The sequence below is a fragment of the Kaistella pullorum genome (assembly GCF_014837035.1).
GTDB lineage: Bacteria > Bacteroidota > Bacteroidia > Flavobacteriales > Weeksellaceae > Kaistella > Kaistella rhinocerotis.
Genome location: NZ_JACSPS010000002.1, coordinates 257,026 through 276,361 on the forward strand (window position 1 = coordinate 257,026; position 19,336 = coordinate 276,361).

Below are 19,336 nucleotides of genomic sequence, written 5' to 3' on the forward strand. Positions count from 1 at the left end.
ACTAAAATTTTATTGAAACTTATTCGTGTCAATTTTTATTTTGCGCAAAACTTTGTGCGCCGTCAGCGTGGTTTTTTGCAGTGTGTCTTTCGGGTTTTCGGTAAACCGGATGTTTGGATTTACCGTACTCAGCAGTTCGGCGATTCGGGTGGCAGAAAAGTTCGAGTCCTCTCCGCGGTAAAATTTCAAAGGCGCATCCCGGAGTTTTTCCTGATCTAAAAGTTTGGCCGCCGCACGGCGGTTTTCGAGAAAATTTCCGCGTGAAAGGAAGATGAATATCAATCCTGTAAGCAAACTGATGGCTGGCACCAGATAGGTCAGTTTACCGAAAACCTGATAGAGCTTTTTAAAATAAACCAGCCAAATCAGGAACGTAAACGGAGCGAGTAAGCGGTAATCGAGCGCATCTACAACGTAAACGAACTGCACCAGGAATGTACACACGATTCCCGTGACGCCGATAAACACTAAAAACCATTCTGTTTCTGAAGGTTTATTCCGGATGAACAGGATGGCGGCAAATACTATATTTAATATTCCGACGCCAAAAATCGCGAAATTGACGATACCGCCGCCGGGTTTCGCGATATGGATGAATGGATTGAAAGCGGTTGTCATGCCGCGGAAAAACTCGGTCATGAACTGTGAAGTAGACGAAATTTTCAGCTCTATCACATTTCCGAGATATTCAGGATTGAAATGATCGATAAACATTACTTTATACAGTGCGACGAAAAGAAATCCTGTTAATGCCGCACCGATGAAGTTTTTGCTGTAATGTTTCCTGTAATTGATGAGCCCAAACAACAGCAAGCCACCCATAAAAAAAACGGCCGGATATCTAACCAAATAAAGCAAAATTAATGAAACGGATAACTGAATAAATGCCTGAAAACCACTGCTTTGTCCGATTATCTGAAGTCTCGCCACATACAGAAATACGAATACAAACGGCAACATCAGTGCTTCACTGAGTGTCGCCGCAAAGATGGACACGAAACTGAAAAGGCTGCATACGATGATGGTTTCCCGAAGATAAAATTTGGCCCTTTTCGCAAGATATATCATCGCAATGAGTGCCAGGATACCGACCACTTTGCTGGCCCAGAATTCACCCCAACCAAACAGCGTAAAAAATTTGATACTCAGCGGATAGCCGAGCGGCGTTGTGGTATTATCAATAACAGGAATGACATGCGAAGTCCGCATAAACCGGATCGAATCTGGCGTTACGCGGCCTTTCTCATTAAGCAGGATACGCAAGACAATCATCACAACCGTAGCGGCGAAAAGCCCAATGTGAATCCTGTTCTCAAGAAGTTTTCTCCGCATTGCGAATTTTTTACTTTGGCAAAAACATCTTTGAAACTTTTTCGGCCTTTTTGCTTTCGCTGTAGTCGTAAAAGCCTTCACCCGATTTCACGCCGAGTTTGCCGGCGGTCACCATATTTACCAACAGCGGATTGGGCGCATATTTAGGGTTTTTGAAACCATCGTACATCACATTAAGGATTGCAAGGCATACGTCAAGCCCGATAAAGTCGGCCAGTTGAAGCGGTCCCATCGGGTGTGCCATCCCAAGTTTCATTACCGTATCTATTTCTTCTACGCCGGCCACGCCGTTATACAGTGTTTCGATGGATTCATTGATCATTGGCATCAGGATTCGGTTGGCAACGAAACCCGGATAATCATTCACTTCAACCGGTGTCTTACCCAAGTTTTTGGACATTTCATACACCGCTTCAAATGTTTCGCCCGAAGTAGAGTAGCCTTTGATGATCTCAACAAGTTTCATGATCGGAACGGGATTCATGAAATGCATGCCGATCACTTTTTCCGGACGGTTGGTTACTGACGCGATTTTTGTGATCGAGATCGAGGATGTATTGGTCGCGAGGATGCAGTTTTCAGGTGCCAACTCATCCATCTGTCTGAAAATCTTAAGTTTCAGGTCAAGGTTTTCGGTAGCGGCTTCTACGATCAGATTGACATTCGGAGCGGCGTCTTCAAGCTTCGTGAAAGTCGAAATATTGGCCAGTGTTGACGATTTCTGTTCTTCAGTAAGATTTCCTTTCGCCACAATCCGGTCAAGATTGGCGGTGATGGTTTTCAGTCCTTTTTCCAGCGCTTCATTTGAAACATCAACTAAATTTACTTTAAAACCTGTCTGCGCGAAGGTGTGCGCAATTCCGTTACCCATCGTTCCGGCACCGATAACTACAATATTTTTCATGTTTAATATTTTTTTTAAAAAGCTAATAATTTTTTAGATATGATTTTCCTTCTTCGAGGATTTCAATTCCTTTTGAAGTCCTGAATTTTGTTTTAATAAAGTCTCTTTTACCATCGAGACGGTTCAGGAAAACCGAAAAATGCAGATGCGGCCCGCTGGAGTAGCCTGTATTTCCGCTGTAACCGAGCAGTTGCCCTTTCGTAACGGAATCGCCCTTTTTCACCACCACACCTTTAAATTTAAGATGTGAATAGTCTGCGAATGAACCGTCGCTGTGCATGATGAGGATTCGGTTGTTAAGCTTCACGCAGGAGATTGAGGGGCAGCTTTTGGTATTGTGATCGATGACTTCCGTCACTATTCCCTCACGCGCGGCCCAGATTTCGTCACCAATCTTTAAATCAAAATCCAGTGAAAATTCCCCAGTGTGCGAAAATTTACCGTTGTAACCCTGATAAATCCTCTGCGTTTTGCCCGTGGGATAGGGAAGGTCATAAATATACGTGTCATCAAAGGTTTCCAAAGTTGCATCACCAAAATTGAATGTGTTGGTGTAAGAAAATTCATTCGAAGCATTCACTTTAATTGGGCTCAGTTTTGCGACCGGAAACTTTTTGGTGTACGGCGGAATGACAACTGTTTGCCCGTTTGGCAGCGTATTGTGTAGATTGACCAGTTTAAAATTAAATTTTGCAGACATTGGCATCGGTTCGTCATTGTCTGCATAAAGGTAAACCTCGCGGTTGCTGATTTCATGAAAGAAGCGGATCTTCCAGTTCTGCTGCGCAAAAACGTTGAGGAAACTGATTAAAAAAACAATAAAAAGACTGCGCTTCATCCGTTAATTTTTTTGGCTGAAATGTTTAAAAACAACTTCCGAAATGTCCGCAATGATGCCGGTGTTCACCTGCTCGCTTTCCATAGAATCTGCAACGAAAACGCTGATCGCGTACTGTTTTCCGTTAGGTAATGTCAAGATTCCGATGTCGTTTTCCGCAATCGTCTTGCCCTGCCTGTCTTTGCCCGAAGAGCCGGTTTTATGCGCAACCACAACGGTTTGCGGAAGTTTAGCGACGAGTTTGTTCTTGCCGGTTGAAGTTTCCAGCATTGTGTTCATCAGAAAATCGGTCGAACTTTTCGACAGAATTTTTCGGTCTGCAAATGCTTTCAGTAAATTATTGGCTGCATTGGTGGTCGTAACATTCTGATACATGTATTCAAAACCCTTATGCATCTGGTCTTCGTTTACTGCGATAGTGAAACCTTCTGCGCCTTTGCTGCGTAAGATAATTTCGGTATTCCGGGGTCCGCCAATTAGTTCAAGCAGGATGTCGCAACCGTTGTTATCGCTTTCTGCGACGGTATATTTAATTAAAAGACTAAGCGGCATTTCGAAATTTCCGTTCGGAAACATTTCGCGAATCGGGCTCCAGGTATCTTCTTTAAGGTCTGTTTTTTTTATTAAAATGTTTTGATCAAGGCTTAATTTTCCTTGGTCAACCTGACTTAAAACCGCCAGCGCCACATGGAATTTGACCACGCTGAGCATTGGCAGCTGCCTGTTGCCATTAATGCTGAAAGATTTATTCGTTTCAAAATCCAGTATGGAAACGGCCACAGTGGCGTTCTTGTTTTTGACGATTTCCCTGATCTGTTTATTTAAATTCTGACCTGACCCTAAAGTGGAGACAAAAATCAACAGAATTGAAACGGTTTTTTTCATAATCAGCTTTGTTTAAAGGCTTCGGCTATACGTTTTGCCCTCCGAAAGGTACACCGGAACCTTGCTGCCCGCAATATTAAATTTAGTTTTAAAATATCTTCTGCCACCATCCATTTTCGGAATGAAAACTGAAAAATGTAGATGCGGACCTTTAGACCAACCTGTATTTCCGCTGAAACCGATGTGCTGACCTTGCCCGACTTCGTCCCCAACTTTCACCACCGAACCGTTCTGACGGAGATGTACATATTCGGCAAAAGTACCGTCGGAATGAAGAATGATAATTTTGTTATTGAAGTTGGCGCATTCCTTCGTCATGCAGTTCCGGTTGTTGTTGGTAACCACCGTCACCACCTTTCCGCCGCGCGCCGAAAATACTTTGTCGCCTGTCTGCAAGCTGAAATCAAGAGAACTTGCATCCTGATGCGAGAATTTACCGTTATAACCTTGATAAATGCTGTGTTTCTTGGTTATTTCAAATGGCAAAGTGTACACAAAATGTTCATCGGTGTTTCCTGTATTTACATCACCTAACACATAGTATGCATCGTAGGCGAATTTTGTGGGTTTCGTTCTGTCGACCGTTTTTATATCGCTCAGCGCAAACTTCTTCGACTGCGCCGGAATGACAATCACACTTTTATCCGCCAGTGAGGAGCTCATATTATCTGCCGTGAAAGAAAACTCTACAGAAACAGGCGCTAATTCGTCGTTGTCAGCGTAGATCGTGACGCTGTTGTTCACTTTTTCACGGTATAATTTAAGTTTGATGGTGTCTTGGGAATAGAGGAGTGCAGAACAGAACAGAAATAACAGGAAAATATTTTTCATTTATAATTTTTCAAATTTTAAGTTCAGCTGATCATTTTTACGATTTCGAGTGCAACTTTCAGGGCTTCTGTGCCGTCTTCCAGTGAAACTTCTACATTTTTATTTTGCGCAATGGCATCTGCAAAACTTTCAAGTTCATCTAAGATGGCGTTATTTGGCTGAATGCTCGGATACTCAAAAATGATCTGATTGCGCTCGCCTTCGGCATTTTCGATGATCATATCGAAGTCTGTGGGGTTTTCAGGTGCTTCTTTCATCTTGATCACCTCCGCCTTTTTCTCGAGAAAATCTACCGAAATATATGCGTCTTTCTGAAAAAACCTCGATTTTCTCATCGCTTTCATCGAAATCCGAGACGTAGTGAGATTGGCCACGCAGCCGTTCTCGAATTCGATCCTCGCATTGCAGATATCGGGAGATTTTGAAACGACGGCCACGCCGGACGCATGGATGCTTTTCACTTTAGATTTCACGATGGAAAGCAGAATATCCAAATCATGAATCATCAGATCTAAAACCACTGAAACGTCGGTCCCGCGCGGATTGAATTCAGCCAAGCGGTGAATCTCGATGAACATTGGGTTTTGGATGAAGGCTTTGGAACCGATGAACGCAGGATTATATCTTTCGACGTGTCCTACTTGCGCTTTAATACCGAATTCGCGGCATTTGTGCATGATTTCTTCGGCCTGCTGCAGGGTTTGCGTAACCGGTTTTTCTATAAAGAAATGTTTGCGGTTTTCTATCGCCATCAGCGCATAATCGTAGTGATAAAGCGTTGGTGTGACAATGTCGAGCATATCGATTTCATTCAAAAGTTCCGTGAAATCTTCGAAATACCGGTAGCCAAATTCGGCTTCTATTTTTTTGCCGTTCTCGCGGTCAGCGTCGTGAAAGCCGATCAGTTCGTACTTTTCTGACTGTTTTAAAAGTCTTAAATGAATTTTACCCAAATGTCCGGCGCCCACCAGTCCTGCTTTCAGCATAGAAAATATATTTTCGGTAAAGATAAAAAATTCACGCGGAGAATTGTTGCGCAGAGGCATTTCCGGATTCGGAAATCTCGACTCTATTCAGTAGTTTTGTGGCATGCAGGATTCATTTTTACATAAAGGAAAGAGAAAATTCTTGGTTGAATATCTTCGTGAGAAAATTGGCATCACCGATGAGAAGGTACTAGAAGCGATCAATACAGTGCCGCGTCACCTTTTTCTCGAAAGTATTTTTGAAGATTATGCCTACGAAGACCGTGCATTCCCAATCCTGGCGAAACAGACAATCTCTCATCCTTCCACCGTGGCGGAGCAGACTGAACTTCTTGAACTTAATGAAAAAGAGAAAGTGCTTGAGATCGGCACCGGCAGCGGATTCCAAACAGCGGTTCTGGTCGCGATGAATGCCTGGGTTTACACAGTGGAGCGCCAAAAAGACCTGCACGATTTTGCGCATAAGAAACTTCGTGAACTTCATCTTCGGCCTAAATTCCAGAGTTTCGGTGACGGTTTCGCGGGTTTGCCAACGTTTGCGCCTTTCGATAAAATTCTTGTGACCTGCGGCGCGGAGACATTGCCAACAGAACTTCTGCACCAGCTAAAAATCGGTGGAAAAATGGTCATTCCACTAGGCAAAACCGATGAACAGATCCTTACGCGTTTCACCAAACGTTCTGAAAAGGAATTTGAAAAAGAAGAATTTGGTGCGTATAAATTTGTGCCCATGCTGAACAGCACGAATGGCTAAAATTCAGTACTGAAATTCTGTGATGTTACGCGAATGTTAAACTTTTGCAAACGCGGAAATAACATTCTGGAAATTCGCTTTTTAAGATTATACAACGTATTTTTGCGGCTATTCAGTTTTAATGCGGCTTTCAGTGGCTGCGTAAGTTATCTTATAATGAAAAAACTTCAGAGTATTCTTATCTCAACCCGCACCATGGCGGTCCTGTTGCTTGTTTATGCTTTCTCTATGGCTTACGCCACCTTCCTTGAAAACGATTACGGCACACCTACAGCAAAAGCGCTTATTTATGAAGCGAAATGGTTTGAATTGGTCATGCTGCTTCTAATCCTGAACTTTATCGGAAATATCTCAAGATACCAACTTTGGAAACGAGAAAAATGGCCGGTTTTGGTCTTTCACCTTTCGTTTATTTTAATATTTATCGGCGGTGCGATCACACGTTACATAAGCTATGAAGGCATCATGCATATCCGCGAAGGTGAAACTTCGAATGAGGTGATCACCGATAAGAATTTCTTTAAGATACAGATTGAAGAAAAAGGTGACATCCTGAACTATCAGGATATTCCTTATCTGATGTCGCCGCTTCACAAAAATTTCAGCGCCAATTACGATTATCACGGCAAAAAAGTTTCGGTAAAAACAATAGATTATCTGCAAAGGAAAAAAGACAGTCTGGTAGCGGATAACAACGGTACAGAGTTTCTACATATCGTGTCTACAGGGCAGAATGGTCGTGAGAATATTTACATAAAACCCGGTGAATCAAAATCGATCAACGGAACGCTGGTGAGTTTTAACAGACCGATTGAAGGTGCTGTAGAATTTGACAATACTTCAGGGCCTCTGATGATAAAAACACCGGTTGACGCTGAATACATGACGATGGCAACGCAGGCAACCGGCACCACGAAAAAGGATGAATATCAGCCGCTCGTGCTCCGCAGCTTGTATACCGTGAATGACCTTAAACTGGTAGTTCCGGATGGCCTGAAAAAAGGTAAACTCATTGCTTATGAAGGAGACCGCAAAAAAGACAAGGACGTTTCAGATCAGCTGACAGTGGAAGTACAGGGACCAAAAACCAAGGTAAATGTCGATTTGCCGGTTGAAAAGGGAAATCCGAATGCCTTCAAACAAATTTCGCTGGACGGGATGAATATCATTCTAGGTTTCGGACCGAAAGTTTACAAAACGCCGTTCTCGCTGAAACTCGACGATTTCGTAATGGAAACCTATCCGGGAAGTTCATCACCAAGTGCTTATGAAAGCCACGTGCAGATCATCGATAAAGGAACGCAGACGCCTTATAAAATTTATATGAACCACGTACTGAACCACGGCGGTTACCGCTTTTTCCAGGCGAGTTTTGACCCGGACAGACAGGGAACTGTTCTGTCGGTAAACCATGATTTCTGGGGAACCTTGATCACTTATATTGGTTATGCTTTCCTGTTCATCGGGATGTTTGTGATATTCTTCTGGAAAGGAACACATTTCTGGAAACTGAACAAGATGCTTAAAGACGTTAACCGCAAGCGCGTTGTTTCAGTGCTGCTTATTCTTTTGAGTTTAAATTTAAGCGCACAAAAGATTGATACGCACGGGACCGACGGAGCGCCGAAAACTTCGCAACAGAGCCATTCTGCAGATGACGGACACGGGCACGGAAGTGAAGCAGATTTACTTATAGAAGAACCTGCGCCTAAAAAACAGCAGAATTCGCTGGCTTTGCGTTCACCAAAACCTATTACTGCTGACGAAATCATCGCAAGAAACACCATTAGTAAAGAACACGCTGATAAATTCGCGTATCTGCTGGTGCAGAACTATGAAGGACGTATTGTTCCGATGAACACGCAGGCGCTGGATGTGCTTCGGAAACTCTACAAGAAAGACGCCTTCCGCGGAACGGGTGGTAAACACCTCACGGCAAACCAGTGGTTTCTTTCAATCAACACCGATACGGCTAGCTGGACGATGGTGCCAATTATCAAAGTTGGTACTAAAGGAGGCGAAGAATTAAAGAAAAAAACCAAAGCCAACGAAGACGGCTACACCTCGCTGATGTCGCTTTTCCCGGCCGATGCGCAGGGTAATCTGCATTATGTATTGGAGGAAGATTATCAGGAAGCCTTCCGTAAAAAACCGGCAGAGCAATCTAATTACGACAAGGAAGTAATCAATGTAAACGACCGTGTGCAGGCCTTCAATGAGTTCTTCAGCGGCCAGTTTATGCGCATTGTACCTGTACAGAATGATCCAAACAACACATGGCATTCCTGGCTCGACCAAAGTTTCGAGCCGGATATGGAAGCGCAGAAAGTGATGGGACCTTATTTCTCCGAAGTTTTAGCTGCGCAGAAATCCGGAAACTGGAGCAAAGCTGACGAAGAGCTTAAAAAACTGTCAGATTATCAGCAAACCTGGGGGAAAAACGTAGTTCCGGCCAAGTCGAAAGTTGATCTTGAAGTCTTCATGAACAAAGTGAACATCAACTTCCATTTGCTGATTTTCTACACAATCATTGGCGGTTTGCTCTTGGTATTAGGTTTCATCGAACTGTTCAAACCGAACAGGATATTAAACAAAATAATCCGCGGGTTAATTTTAATCGGACTTATCGGTTATGTTTTCCAGTTCCTGGGATTGGTGGCACGCTGGTATATTTCGGGTCACGCACCGTGGAGTAACGGTTACGAAGCGATCATTTTCATTTCGTGGGTTGGTATTACGGCCGGACTCGTACTTTACCGAAATTCAAATGCGCTCATTCCCGCAGCCGGCTTTATGGTGGCCGTGATCATGATGGGCTTTGCGCACGGCGGTTCGGCGCTGGATCCGCAAATCACACCGCTTGTTCCGGTTCTTAAATCCTACTGGCTAATCATTCACGTGGCGATCATTACCGCGAGTTACGGTTTCTTTGGCCTGTCGATGGTGATTGCGATCATCGTGCTGATGTTTTACATTTTCGCAAACAAAAGGATTTTTAAAATTCATAATGACACCACCATCAAAGAACTCACGATCGTGTCTGAAATGTCACTTACGATAGGCCTATACGCGCTTGTAGTAGGCACGTTCCTCGGCGGTATCTGGGCAAACGAGTCGTGGGGAAGATACTGGAGTTGGGACCCGAAAGAAACCTGGGCGTTCATTTCTGTAATGATCTATGCGTTCGTTCTTCACATGCGAATGGTTCCAGGTTTGCGTGGCCGCTGGCCATTCCACGTTGCGGCGCTGTTCTCTATTTCAACTATCGTGATGACATACTTCGGTGTGAATTATTACCTGAGCGGACTTCATTCCTACGCGGCGGGCGATCCGATACCGGTTCCGGCTTGGGTGTATATCGGCAGTGCAGGGATGCTTACACTTGCAGCCGTGTCTTATTTCAGACTGAAAGCGATTACCAAAAAGTAAAATCACATAAGATTCCCGGTTTTTTTAACCGGGATTTTTTTTGGTTAAATAACTTTTGGCTTTGGGTTTAAAAGGACGGAATGCAGGCATAAGCTCCAAATAATCATTAGATTTGCAGCACGTTAATATTTTGACCAACAAATTTGAGTACATATCTTACTATTCTTGGCTTTAATTCGGCAATTCCGACGGTGAACTCTTCGCCGACGGCGCAGTTTCTGGAGATGGAAGAACGCCATTTTCTCATCGATTGTGGTGAGGGAACCCAGGTTCAGCTTCGCAAGGCCAAAGCGCGGTTTTCGAAAATCAACCATATTTTCATCTCACATCTGCACGGCGACCACTGTTTCGGTTTGCCGGGACTTATCGCCTCGTTTCGCTTGCTGGGCCGTGAGACACCGCTGCACATCTATGGTCCGAAAGGCATCAGGGAAATGCTCGAAACTATTTTCAGGATCACGGAGACGCACCGTGGTTTCGAACTTGTTTATCATGAACTCGAAAGCAAAAAATCACAAAAAATATTCGAAGACAAAAGGGTAGAAGTCTATACGATACCGCTGAACCACCGCATCTACTGTAACGGCTATCTTTTCCGCGAAAAGCCGAAAGAGCGTCACCTCAATATGGCTGAAATCTCGAAATATGCCGAGATTGAAACCTGCGATTATCACAACATCAAACTCGGCAAAGATTTCGTTTTGAGTGATGGTTACGTTTTGAAGAACGAACTTTTAACTACTGAGCCATCTAAGTCTGTTTCCTACGCATTCTGCAGCGATACGCGCTATCTCGAAACCGTAGTTCCGATCATTGAAAATGTAGATGTGCTTTACCATGAATCCACTTTCCTGCACGATCTGAAGGAAATGGCAGATTATACCGGACACACCACAGCTCTGGAAGCGGCGCGGATCGCTAGAAAAGCCAATGTAGGGAAACTCATTTTGGGTCATTTCTCCAACCGTTACAATGACCTGAATGTTTTCACCGACGAAGCGCGGCAGGTTTTCCCGAATTCTTATTTGCCGAAAGCACTTGAGGCAGTAAAAATTGGCTGATATTTTTCTTTTTTTAAATTTAAAATGACCACTGACGACCTTAAAGATTTTCTCGATGAGAAAGCTGAACTATACAATTCAAAATCATTCATAGAAAACGACCCGATTCAGATTCCGCACCGTTTTTCACTTAAACAGGACATCGAAATTTCGGGCTTTCTGGCAGCGACCATTTCGTGGGGAAACCGCAAAGCCATCATCAAAGACGCTGAAAAAATGCTTCATTTCATGGAAGGTGAGCCTTTCGCTTTCGTAAAGAATTTTGAAGAGAATGATCTAAAAACCTTAGATAACAAAAGCATTCACCGTACCTTTTCGGGCGAAGATTTTGCTGAATTTCTGCGCAATCTGCAACGGCTTTATACCTCTCACGAAAGTCTTGAAGACCTTTTTCTGCTACAGGACGGTGAACAGAATTTCTATCATTCACTTGTGCGGTTTCGCCAGGCTTTTCTGGGCGAAAACATCCACAGAAGTCATAAACATGTAAGTTCAACTTATAAAAATTCTTCTGCGAAAAGACTGATGATGTTTCTGCGCTGGATGGTGCGGCGTGATAATAAAGGTGTGGACTTTGGGATTTGGCAACGAATTAATCCGGCAAATCTGTCAATTCCGCTCGATGTGCATACCGGAAATATTTCGCGTAAACTGAACATCATACAACGGAAACAAAACGACTGGAAAACCGTAGAAGAAATGGATCTTGTATTACGAAAACTGAATCCGCAAGACCCTGCAGTCTACGATTTTGCGCTGTTTGGGCTCGGCGTGTCCGGGGATTTTAAGTAAATTTGCCGAAAATAAGCAGATGGGACGAAGCGAAGACCGCGAAAAGAAAATCCAGTTTCTTACGAAGGTTACAGACAGTATCATGTGGTGGATGGGTTCTATACCATCGCTCATCGTGCATTCCGTGGTTTTTCTTACGGCATTTTTGCTGCCGGTTTTCGGTTTGGTTTCGGTGGATAAAATGCTGCTCGTGCTCACCACCGTACTTTCGCTTGAAGCCATTTACCTCGCCATTTTCATTCAGATGTCCGTAAACCGCAGCCAGGAACATATCGAAGATATCCGTGAAGATATCGAGGAGATTCAGGACGACATCGAAGAAATCAGTGAAGATATCGAGGAGATTTCCGAAGATATTGATGATATTCAGGAAGATATCGAAGATATCGCCGACGAAGAAGATGAAGAAGACCACAGCGAACGCGCGCGCAATGTGATGCTGAAAAGCAATGTTTCTTCCAATAAAAACGAGATCAAAGCATTGCGGGAAGTCATTGAAAACCTGCAGAAACAGCTTGAAAACCTTAAAACTGAAGACGAGTCGTCAGACGAAAAAGCGCCTTCCTAAGCGTTTTTCCATTCGTTCGTAAATGCTATAAAATCCTGTACTGAAAGTTCCTCTGCACGCTTATCCAGAAACGGATGGTTTTGCACTGCTTCCGGTATTTCAATGGCTTTGAGTGAGTTCGAAAGTTTCTTGCGCCGCTGTCCGAAGCCTGCCTTCACGATTTTTTTAAACAGAACCTCATTGCCCGCCAGACCTTCTTTTGGATTTCTGGTCAGTTTTATTACGCCGGATTTCACCTTTGGTGGCGGATTGAAAACATTCTCATGTACTGTGAACAGGTATGTAACGTCATAAAGTGCCTGCACCAAAACCGACAGAATGCCGTAATCTTTAGTTCGCGGTACGGCTGCTGTCCTTTCCGCGACTTCTTTCTGAAACATTCCCACCATTTCCGGAATCTGGTCATAGAAATCGATGATCTTAAATAAAATCTGCGACGAAATGTTGTACGGAAAATTTCCAATTACAGCCACCTGACCGCTGAACATCACGGCAATATCGGCTTTCAGGAAGTCGCCGACAAAATGCCCGTCCTGCATTTTGGGATAATGCTGCTTAAGATAGTCGATGGATTCGGTGTCTATTTCAGCCACGAAAGTTTCCGTGTCTTTGTCGAGCAGATATTTGGTCAGGACACCCATTCCGGGACCTACTTCGAGTACTTGTGAATAGTTTTCAAACGACAGGCTGTCAACAATTTTCGCGGCGATATTTTCGTCGGTAAGGAAATGTTGGCCGAGGTGTTTTTTGGCTTTTACGCTCATGGTTTACGGTGGCAGAATTAGTAATTTATCAGAAAAAATCCAGCGTGCCGGCCGGCTTTTTAGATTTTTTTTAACAGCTATTTATAAGGGTTTGGCCGCAAATTACGGAAGATTTTATCTATTTTAGCAGAAATTTTTTATTTAATGGCAAAGACAGCTGAAGATTTTAACAAGAGACGCCTGCGCTCCAGCAATATTACGGTGGTGGTGAGTATCGCGCTCGTATTGTTTCTGCTCGGATTGATGGGTTTGATATTGATTAATGCCCAAAAATATTCAGATTACATAAAAGAGCAGCTCGTGGTGAATGCTTATTTTGATGAGAATTTTGATGCCAAAGATTCCGCTAAAACGGTGAAGATGGAGGCGGAAACATTTAAAAAAATCCAGGCCCTGGCACCCGTGAAGCGTGCTACCTATATCTCGCGCGAGATGGCTGCGGCCGAAGCTAAAAAAAGTATGGGCATCGAAAGCAGCGCGCTTTTCGAAGAAAACATTTTCCCTTCATCTGTAGAAGTTGCCTTGAAACCCGAATTTGTGGATCCGACAAAGATAGATGAAGCCATTAAACAAATCGAGGCTACACCCGGCATTGTGGACGTAAAAAACAATAGTACGCTGATGGTGGAAGTGTACAACAACCTCGAAAATCTGCTGAAGTGGATCCTTGGTTTCTCTGTACTGTTTCTGATCCTGGCTGTGGTGCTGATCAATAACTCAATACGTTTAAAAATATTCTCTAAACGTTTCATTATCAAGACGATGCAACTCGTAGGTGCGAAGCGCAGATTTATCCTCAAGCCTTTCATCAAAGAAGCCGTAATTCTGGGAGTGATCGGCGCGGTGCTCGGACTGGCGGTACTTTTCGGAGCGTGGTATTATTTCATTACGCAGATCGGGACACCGTTCGCACAGGATAACGACAAACTGATCATTTTGGTGGTCGGTATCTTTTTGCTGGGAGTGCTGATTACCGTGTTCTCCACGATATTCGCGACCTGGCGTTTCCTTCGTTCAAATGTTGATGACCTCTATTATTCTTAACAAATGTCCAAAAAATATAAGAAATTTTCCGCCGATTCCATCGGTACCAAGGATGCAGATGTTGTGGCGAAGAAGCCGTTTTATTTCGGTCCGCAAAACTACAGACTGATGTTGATCGGCCTCGCGTTTATCGTGGTAGGTTTTCTGCTGATGATGGGAGCCGGTGCGAACACTGTGGAGGGCAAATATGATCCAAATGCCTGGAATGAAGATATTTTTTCCATCCGCCGCATCCGCATCGCACCACTGCTTGTGATTGCCGGTTTCGTTATAGAAGTGTACGCGATCCTAAAACGGAATCCGAAGCAGGACTAAGGCCCAAACATTACCAATTAATCATCACCCATTATTTATTTAGATGGATCTATTCAAAGCAATTCTCATTGCTATCATCGAAGGTTTAACCGAATATCTGCCCGTTTCTTCCACCGCTCATATGATCTTCACAAGCTCCGTTTTCGGGATTCAGGAAGATGAGTTTGTAAAGATGTTTCAGGTTTCCATACAGTTCGGTGCCATTCTGGCGGTAGTTTTTCTGTACTGGAAAAAGTTTTTTGATTTCAAAAATGTCAATTTTTATCTGAAACTCGCCGTGGCCGTCATTCCGGCACTTGTGCTCGGAAAACTGTTTGATGACAAGATTGAAGCCGTGCTTGGAGACCCGGTGCCAATTGCCGTTGTATTAATCCTCGGTGGCGTGGTGTTGCTGTTCATCGACAGGCTTTTCAAGGTAAGTACCATCGATGACGAAAAAGATATTTCGTACAAAAGTGCGCTGATGATCGGCTTTTGGCAGTGTCTTGCAATGATGCCGGGCACCAGTCGGAGCGCCGCGTCCATCATCGGAGGTATGCAGCAGAAACTTACGCGCAAGGCGGCGGCCGAATTTTCGTTCTTCCTGGCGGTTCCTACGATGCTCGCGGTCACTGTGTATTCGGTTTTCGTGAAAGACTGGAACTACAAAGGCGTAGAACAAAAAGGCTTCGAAATGTTGATGCAGGGCGACAACCTGATGCTTTTTATCGTTGGGAACATCGTCGCATTTGTAGTTGCGGTGGTGGCCATCAAATTCTTCATCGGCGTGCTTACAAAATATGGTTTCAAGCCGTGGGGATGGTACAGAATCATCGTGGGAATCGTGTTGTTAATCTATTTCACGCAGTTTAATTAGTGTGTTATTTGGGCAGCTTTTCCGCCCTCCGTTCCCGCTTTTTTGCTTTCACTGCGTTTCAGCAAAAAGAGCTCCACTCAGGTCGGGCTGCAGGTTCCGCACCTTTCAAATTTAGCTTATCACAATGACAGACCAGGACATCCTAGAAGGACAGATCATTTTACTCGACAAACCGCTGGACTGGACTAGCTTTCAGGCTGTGAATAAGTTGAAATACAAACTTAAGAACGAATTCAACCTACCAAAAAAGTTTAAGATCGGTCATGCCGGAACGCTGGATCCGCGCGCAACCGGGCTTTTGATTGTTTGTACAGGCAAATTCACCAAGAATATCCCGGCCATTCAGGACGCACCTAAAGAATACCTCACCGAGATAAAGATCGGTGTACAAACCGAATCGTACGATACAGAAAAACCGGAGATCCTACACTGCGACTATTCGAAAATTACAGAAGAAGCCATCTGCGAAACTTTAAATACATTTGTAGGCGAGATCGACCAGACGCCGCCGGTTTTTTCAGCCATAAAGATTGACGGAAAGCGCGCCTACGACTTAGCCCGAAAAGGCGAGGAAGTGGAAATGAAATCGCGTAAAACCACGATCCACTATATTAATAATATCGAGATTGAATTGCCATTCGTGCGTTTTGCAGTGGGTTGCTCCAAAGGCACTTACATCCGCAGCCTGGCGCACGATATTGGGCAGAAATTGGCAGTGGGAGCGTACCTCACCAACCTGAGACGTACGAAGATCGGTGAATTTTCAGTGGAAGATGCATCTTCTGCTTATCTTGAAAATGATTTCCGCTTCAATGCGGAGGATTAAACATTTAAAAATATTTACGTGGAAACGCGCATCAACAAATATCTGTCTGAAATAGGCTTTTGCTCCCGCCGCGAGGCCGATAAAATGCTCGAGCATGGCCGAATTACCGTGAACGGCAAAATTCCCGAACTCGGCACAAAAGTTTCAGACGCGGATGAGATCCTGGTCGATGGTGTTTCAGTACGGAAAGTTGAGGAAGAGCACGTTTACATTGCCCTCAATAAGCCTGTCGGCATCGTCTGTACCACCGACACCAAACGCGAGCGCGACAATATCGTTGAATTCGTCAATCATCCGAAACGGATTTTCCCGATCGGGCGCCTTGATAAACCGAGCGAAGGTCTTATTCTGCTGACCTCGGATGGCGACATTGTCAACAAAATTCTTCGCGCCAGAAACAATCACGGGAAAGAATACATTGTACGCGTTGACAAACCCATTACGCCACAGTTCCTGCACAAAATGCGCAACGGAATTCCGATTTTAGGTACTGTCACCAATAAATGTGAAGTGGAACAGATCGATACGCTCTCATTCAGAATCATCCTTACGCAGGGTCTCAACCGACAGATCCGCCGCATGTGCGAGTATCTCGGCTACGAAGTGAAAAAACTGAAACGTATCCGCATCATGAACATTAAACTCGATTTACCCATCGGGAAATGGCGCGATTTAACGGCGCAAGAACTGGCCGAACTCAACGCGCTTCTTGAAGATTCAGAAAAAACGGTGGACTGATCATCCACCGTTTTTCTATTAAATCTCTACATTCAGTTTCTCGATCTTCTTACGGTTACCTACCACCCACACAATGTCATCAAGTTGAAGCACTTCGGATGATTCCGGATTTAATATCCGCTCATTTCCACGCCGGATCGCAATCACAAGACCGTCAGTTTTGTCCCGGATTCCCGACTCGCGTATCGTAAGGCCTTTTTTCACCGAGTGGTGATTGATTAGGATCTTTCCGAGTTTAATATGATCGGCGTTTTCTTCCGGCACCACTTCTTCGCTGTCGAAAACCGGACGGAATACCTGGAACTGCTCATCAGTACCAATGATCCCCACTTTGTCGTATGGCATCAGCACCTCGTTACGGTCCGGTGTGTGGATGAGTTTCGCGCCACGTTTGATATAGCCGATATTGATGCCGAACTTCTCGCGCCACTGCAGCTCAAGCAAGGTTTTGCCTACAAATTCAGCCAAAGGTTTCACCTGATGCTCTACGATGTGTACATCCCACGCAGCAAGATTGCTGATCACTTCTGTGTTTCCGGTCAGCCTCGTCAGTGCAGCATCATCAGAGTTGGTAGCCCGGTCATTAAGGTTCGTGATAAACCTTTTTTCAAGTCTGTCGTAAAATTTATTAAGTCTTTTTGAAAACATGAACATGAAGACGATCGCCACCGGAATTGTGATAAAAAATGATACGGTGGTCGACGCAAACCTGTCGAGGAAAAAACCAAGGATCACAATTCCGAGGATGATTCGGGTAATCTCGATGATGAGCAGCGGTCCGCGGTTGTATTTTGTTTTTGTCCACAGTTCTTTGTAAGCTACAGTTCCGGGGCGTTTTACCATCAGCGCCCAAAGGAATGGCAGGATGAAAAGCACCGGAAGTGCATTCCCAATGATGTTTTTGATATCATTACTGTCCAGATTTTCGTTGATGGCCGGAATGATGAAATTCGAGAACATCAGATAAATCGCCAGAATGATGATCCCATTGATCAAAAGAATGCGGGCATAAAGCGTGAGTATGGTTTTCCAGGTAGATTCAGCCTGAATGTTCTGCGTATTCGATGAATATTGGTTGATTCGTTTAATATATTTAGGCGGAACCACCTTTACCAGCCAGTTGTAGAATGGTTCTGAAAGTTTGATCAGATACGGCGTCGTGAACGTGGTAATGGCTGAAACACCTACCGCAACCGGAAACAGAAAGTCCGAGATTACGCCCAATGAAAGTCCCAGTGTCGCCACGATGAACGCGAATTCACCGATCTGCGCCATAGACATGCCGACCTGTATCGACTGTTTGAGCGGCTGCCCCGAGAGCAGTGCGCCAAGTGCAGAGCTGAACAGTTTTCCGAAAATGGTAAGTATTGTCACAATGAAGATCGGCCAGGCGTAAACCATCATTTCCTGGTAATCAATCATCATCCCGACGGATACGAAAAATACGGCCGCAAACAGATCTTTCACCGATTTCAGTGTGTGTTCCACCTTTTCAGCCACGGTGGTTTCGGCGATGATGGAACCCATTACAAACGCACCAAGTTCCGCTGAGAACCCAACATTCACTGCAATCAGTACCATTCCCAAACACAGTCCGATGGAGACGATGAGCAGGATCTCGTCGTCAACCAAAGGCTTTATTTTCTTCAGTAAAGTAGGAATCAGGAAAATACCCAGCAGGAACCACAGAATGAGGAAGAAGAGCAGTTTTGCGACGGTAAACAGGATTTGCGTGCCTTCAAACTCTTTGGTAACGGCTATAGTTGAAAGTAAAACCATCAGCAAGATCACCACGATATCCTCTACCACGAGGACGCCAAAAACGGTCTTTGCAAAGTTTCTCGTCTTCACGCCCAACTCGTCAAACGCCCTGATAATGATGGTTGTGGACGAACTGGCGAGCATCCCGCCGAGGAACATACTGTCCATCACACTCCAGCCGAGCCAGCGCCCGGTATAGTAACCCGCGATGGTGATGAAAATGATCTCTACAAAGGCGGTGATGGAGGCGGAACCGCCGACATTCATCAGTTTCTTGAAACTGAACTCGAGCCCGAGGCTGAAAAGCAGGAATATCACCCCGATTTCGGCCAGCGTCTTGATGTTCGCGCTGTCTACCACCGACGGAAAAATATTGAGGTTCGGGCTTACCAGAAATCCGGCAATAATATAACCAAGTACGAGCGGCTGCTTGATTTTACGGAAAAGAAGAACCACAAAAGCGGCAACAATCAGTATTAAGGCTAAATCTTCAATTAACTTCGGTAAGTGTCCCATTTTTGTTTAACAGTGTATTTTCCCAAAAATAAGGAAATGCTTCAGTTTTTCAAAGGATTTGTTTTTTAAAGTTGAGTCCGGCAAGTTGTGCGGCGAGTTGATGGGCGCCAATTTTGTATAAGTGTAAAGAAGGAAA

Annotated in this window: 18 protein-coding genes; 10 read left to right on the forward strand and 8 right to left on the reverse strand. The window is 44.4% G+C overall.

All coding sequences use genetic code 11. From position 1 onward, the window contains the following. Positions 1–9 precede the first annotated feature (9 nt). From H9628_RS05675 to H9628_RS05700, 6 genes are read right to left on the reverse strand one after another with little or no spacing between them, the layout of a single operon-like run. Complete coding sequence (locus H9628_RS05675; protein WP_251833156.1) at positions 10–1,332, reverse strand: glycosyltransferase family protein; 1,323 nt, start codon at positions 1,330–1,332, stop codon at positions 10–12. A 10-nt stretch (positions 1,333–1,342) separates the two neighbouring features. Then, entirely contained in the window at positions 1,343–2,236 is an 894-nt protein-coding gene (locus H9628_RS05680) for a 3-hydroxybutyryl-CoA dehydrogenase (RefSeq protein WP_251833157.1), read from the reverse strand. Between the two features lie 22 nt (positions 2,237–2,258). Continuing rightward, positions 2,259–3,074: a M23 family metallopeptidase gene (locus tag H9628_RS05685; protein ID WP_317172611.1), complete on the reverse strand. Its 816-nt coding sequence runs from the start codon at positions 3,072–3,074 to the stop codon at positions 2,259–2,261. Between the two features lie 3 nt (positions 3,075–3,077). After that, complete coding sequence (gene bla, locus H9628_RS05690) at positions 3,078–3,959, reverse strand: class A beta-lactamase, subclass A2 (RefSeq protein WP_251833158.1); 882 nt, start codon at positions 3,957–3,959, stop codon at positions 3,078–3,080. A 12-nt stretch (positions 3,960–3,971) separates the two neighbouring features. Further along, positions 3,972–4,790, reverse strand: coding sequence for a M23 family metallopeptidase (locus H9628_RS05695; protein WP_317172613.1), 819 nt, complete (start codon positions 4,788–4,790; stop codon positions 3,972–3,974). 23 nt (positions 4,791–4,813) lie between these two features. Beyond that, positions 4,814–5,776 (reverse strand): Gfo/Idh/MocA family protein, encoded by a 963-nt coding sequence (locus tag H9628_RS05700; RefSeq protein ID WP_251833159.1) that lies wholly within the window; start codon positions 5,774–5,776, stop codon positions 4,814–4,816. Between the two features lie 103 nt (positions 5,777–5,879). Between H9628_RS05700 and H9628_RS05705 the strand changes: the two genes are divergently transcribed. The 5 genes from H9628_RS05705 (at position 5,880) to H9628_RS05725 (ending at position 12,380) form a co-directional block, all read left to right on the forward strand. Then, complete coding sequence (locus H9628_RS05705; protein ID WP_251833160.1) at positions 5,880–6,530, forward strand: protein-L-isoaspartate(D-aspartate) O-methyltransferase; 651 nt, start codon at positions 5,880–5,882, stop codon at positions 6,528–6,530. Between the two features lie 156 nt (positions 6,531–6,686). Next, positions 6,687–9,959, forward strand: coding sequence for a cytochrome c biogenesis protein CcsA (ccsA, locus tag H9628_RS05710; RefSeq protein ID WP_251833161.1), 3,273 nt, complete (start codon positions 6,687–6,689; stop codon positions 9,957–9,959). A gap of 143 nt (positions 9,960–10,102) precedes the next feature. Next, positions 10,103–11,020, forward strand: a complete 918-nt coding sequence (locus H9628_RS05715; protein ID WP_251833162.1) for a ribonuclease Z — start codon at positions 10,103–10,105, stop codon at positions 11,018–11,020. A gap of 24 nt (positions 11,021–11,044) precedes the next feature. Further along, entirely contained in the window at positions 11,045–11,812 is a 768-nt protein-coding gene (locus tag H9628_RS05720; RefSeq protein WP_251833163.1) for a TIGR02757 family protein, read from the forward strand. A 19-nt stretch (positions 11,813–11,831) separates the two neighbouring features. Further along, a complete protein-coding gene (locus H9628_RS05725; protein WP_251833164.1) occupies positions 11,832–12,380 on the forward strand; it encodes a DUF1003 domain-containing protein in 549 nt (182 codons plus the stop codon). On the opposite strand, the gene rsmA is transcribed toward H9628_RS05725, so the two are convergent. Then, entirely contained in the window at positions 12,377–13,144 is a 768-nt protein-coding gene (rsmA, locus tag H9628_RS05730; RefSeq protein WP_251833165.1) for a 16S rRNA (adenine(1518)-N(6)/adenine(1519)-N(6))-dimethyltransferase RsmA, read from the reverse strand. The two genes, H9628_RS05725 and rsmA, sit on opposite strands and share 4 nt — an antisense overlap. A gap of 144 nt (positions 13,145–13,288) precedes the next feature. On the opposite strand from rsmA, the gene H9628_RS05735 reads away from it, so the two are divergent. The 5 genes from H9628_RS05735 (at position 13,289) to rluF (ending at position 16,923) form a co-directional block, all read left to right on the forward strand. Further along, positions 13,289–14,188, forward strand: coding sequence for a cell division protein FtsX (locus H9628_RS05735; RefSeq protein WP_251833166.1), 900 nt, complete (start codon positions 13,289–13,291; stop codon positions 14,186–14,188). A 3-nt stretch (positions 14,189–14,191) separates the two neighbouring features. Next, positions 14,192–14,503 carry a DUF3098 domain-containing protein gene (locus tag H9628_RS05740; RefSeq protein WP_251833167.1) on the forward strand — a complete coding sequence of 104 codons (312 nt, stop codon included), beginning with the start codon at positions 14,192–14,194 and terminating at the stop codon, positions 14,501–14,503. 43 nt (positions 14,504–14,546) lie between these two features. After that, on the forward strand, positions 14,547–15,359 hold the full coding sequence (locus H9628_RS05745; protein ID WP_251833168.1) for an undecaprenyl-diphosphate phosphatase: 813 nt from the start codon (positions 14,547–14,549) through the stop codon (positions 15,357–15,359). 124 nt (positions 15,360–15,483) lie between these two features. Continuing rightward, the gene (truB, locus tag H9628_RS05750; protein WP_251833169.1) at positions 15,484–16,185 is read left to right on the forward strand and encodes a tRNA pseudouridine(55) synthase TruB; all 702 of its coding nucleotides are present in this window, start codon (positions 15,484–15,486) and stop codon (positions 16,183–16,185) included. Between the two features lie 18 nt (positions 16,186–16,203). Beyond that, a complete protein-coding gene (rluF, locus tag H9628_RS05755; protein ID WP_394368177.1) occupies positions 16,204–16,923 on the forward strand; it encodes a 23S rRNA pseudouridine(2604) synthase RluF in 720 nt (239 codons plus the stop codon). Between the two features lie 18 nt (positions 16,924–16,941). Here rluF and H9628_RS05760 read toward each other — a convergent pair whose 3' ends face one another. After that, a complete protein-coding gene (locus H9628_RS05760; protein WP_251833170.1) occupies positions 16,942–19,200 on the reverse strand; it encodes a cation:proton antiporter domain-containing protein in 2,259 nt (752 codons plus the stop codon). Positions 19,201–19,336: the final 136 nt, after the last annotated feature.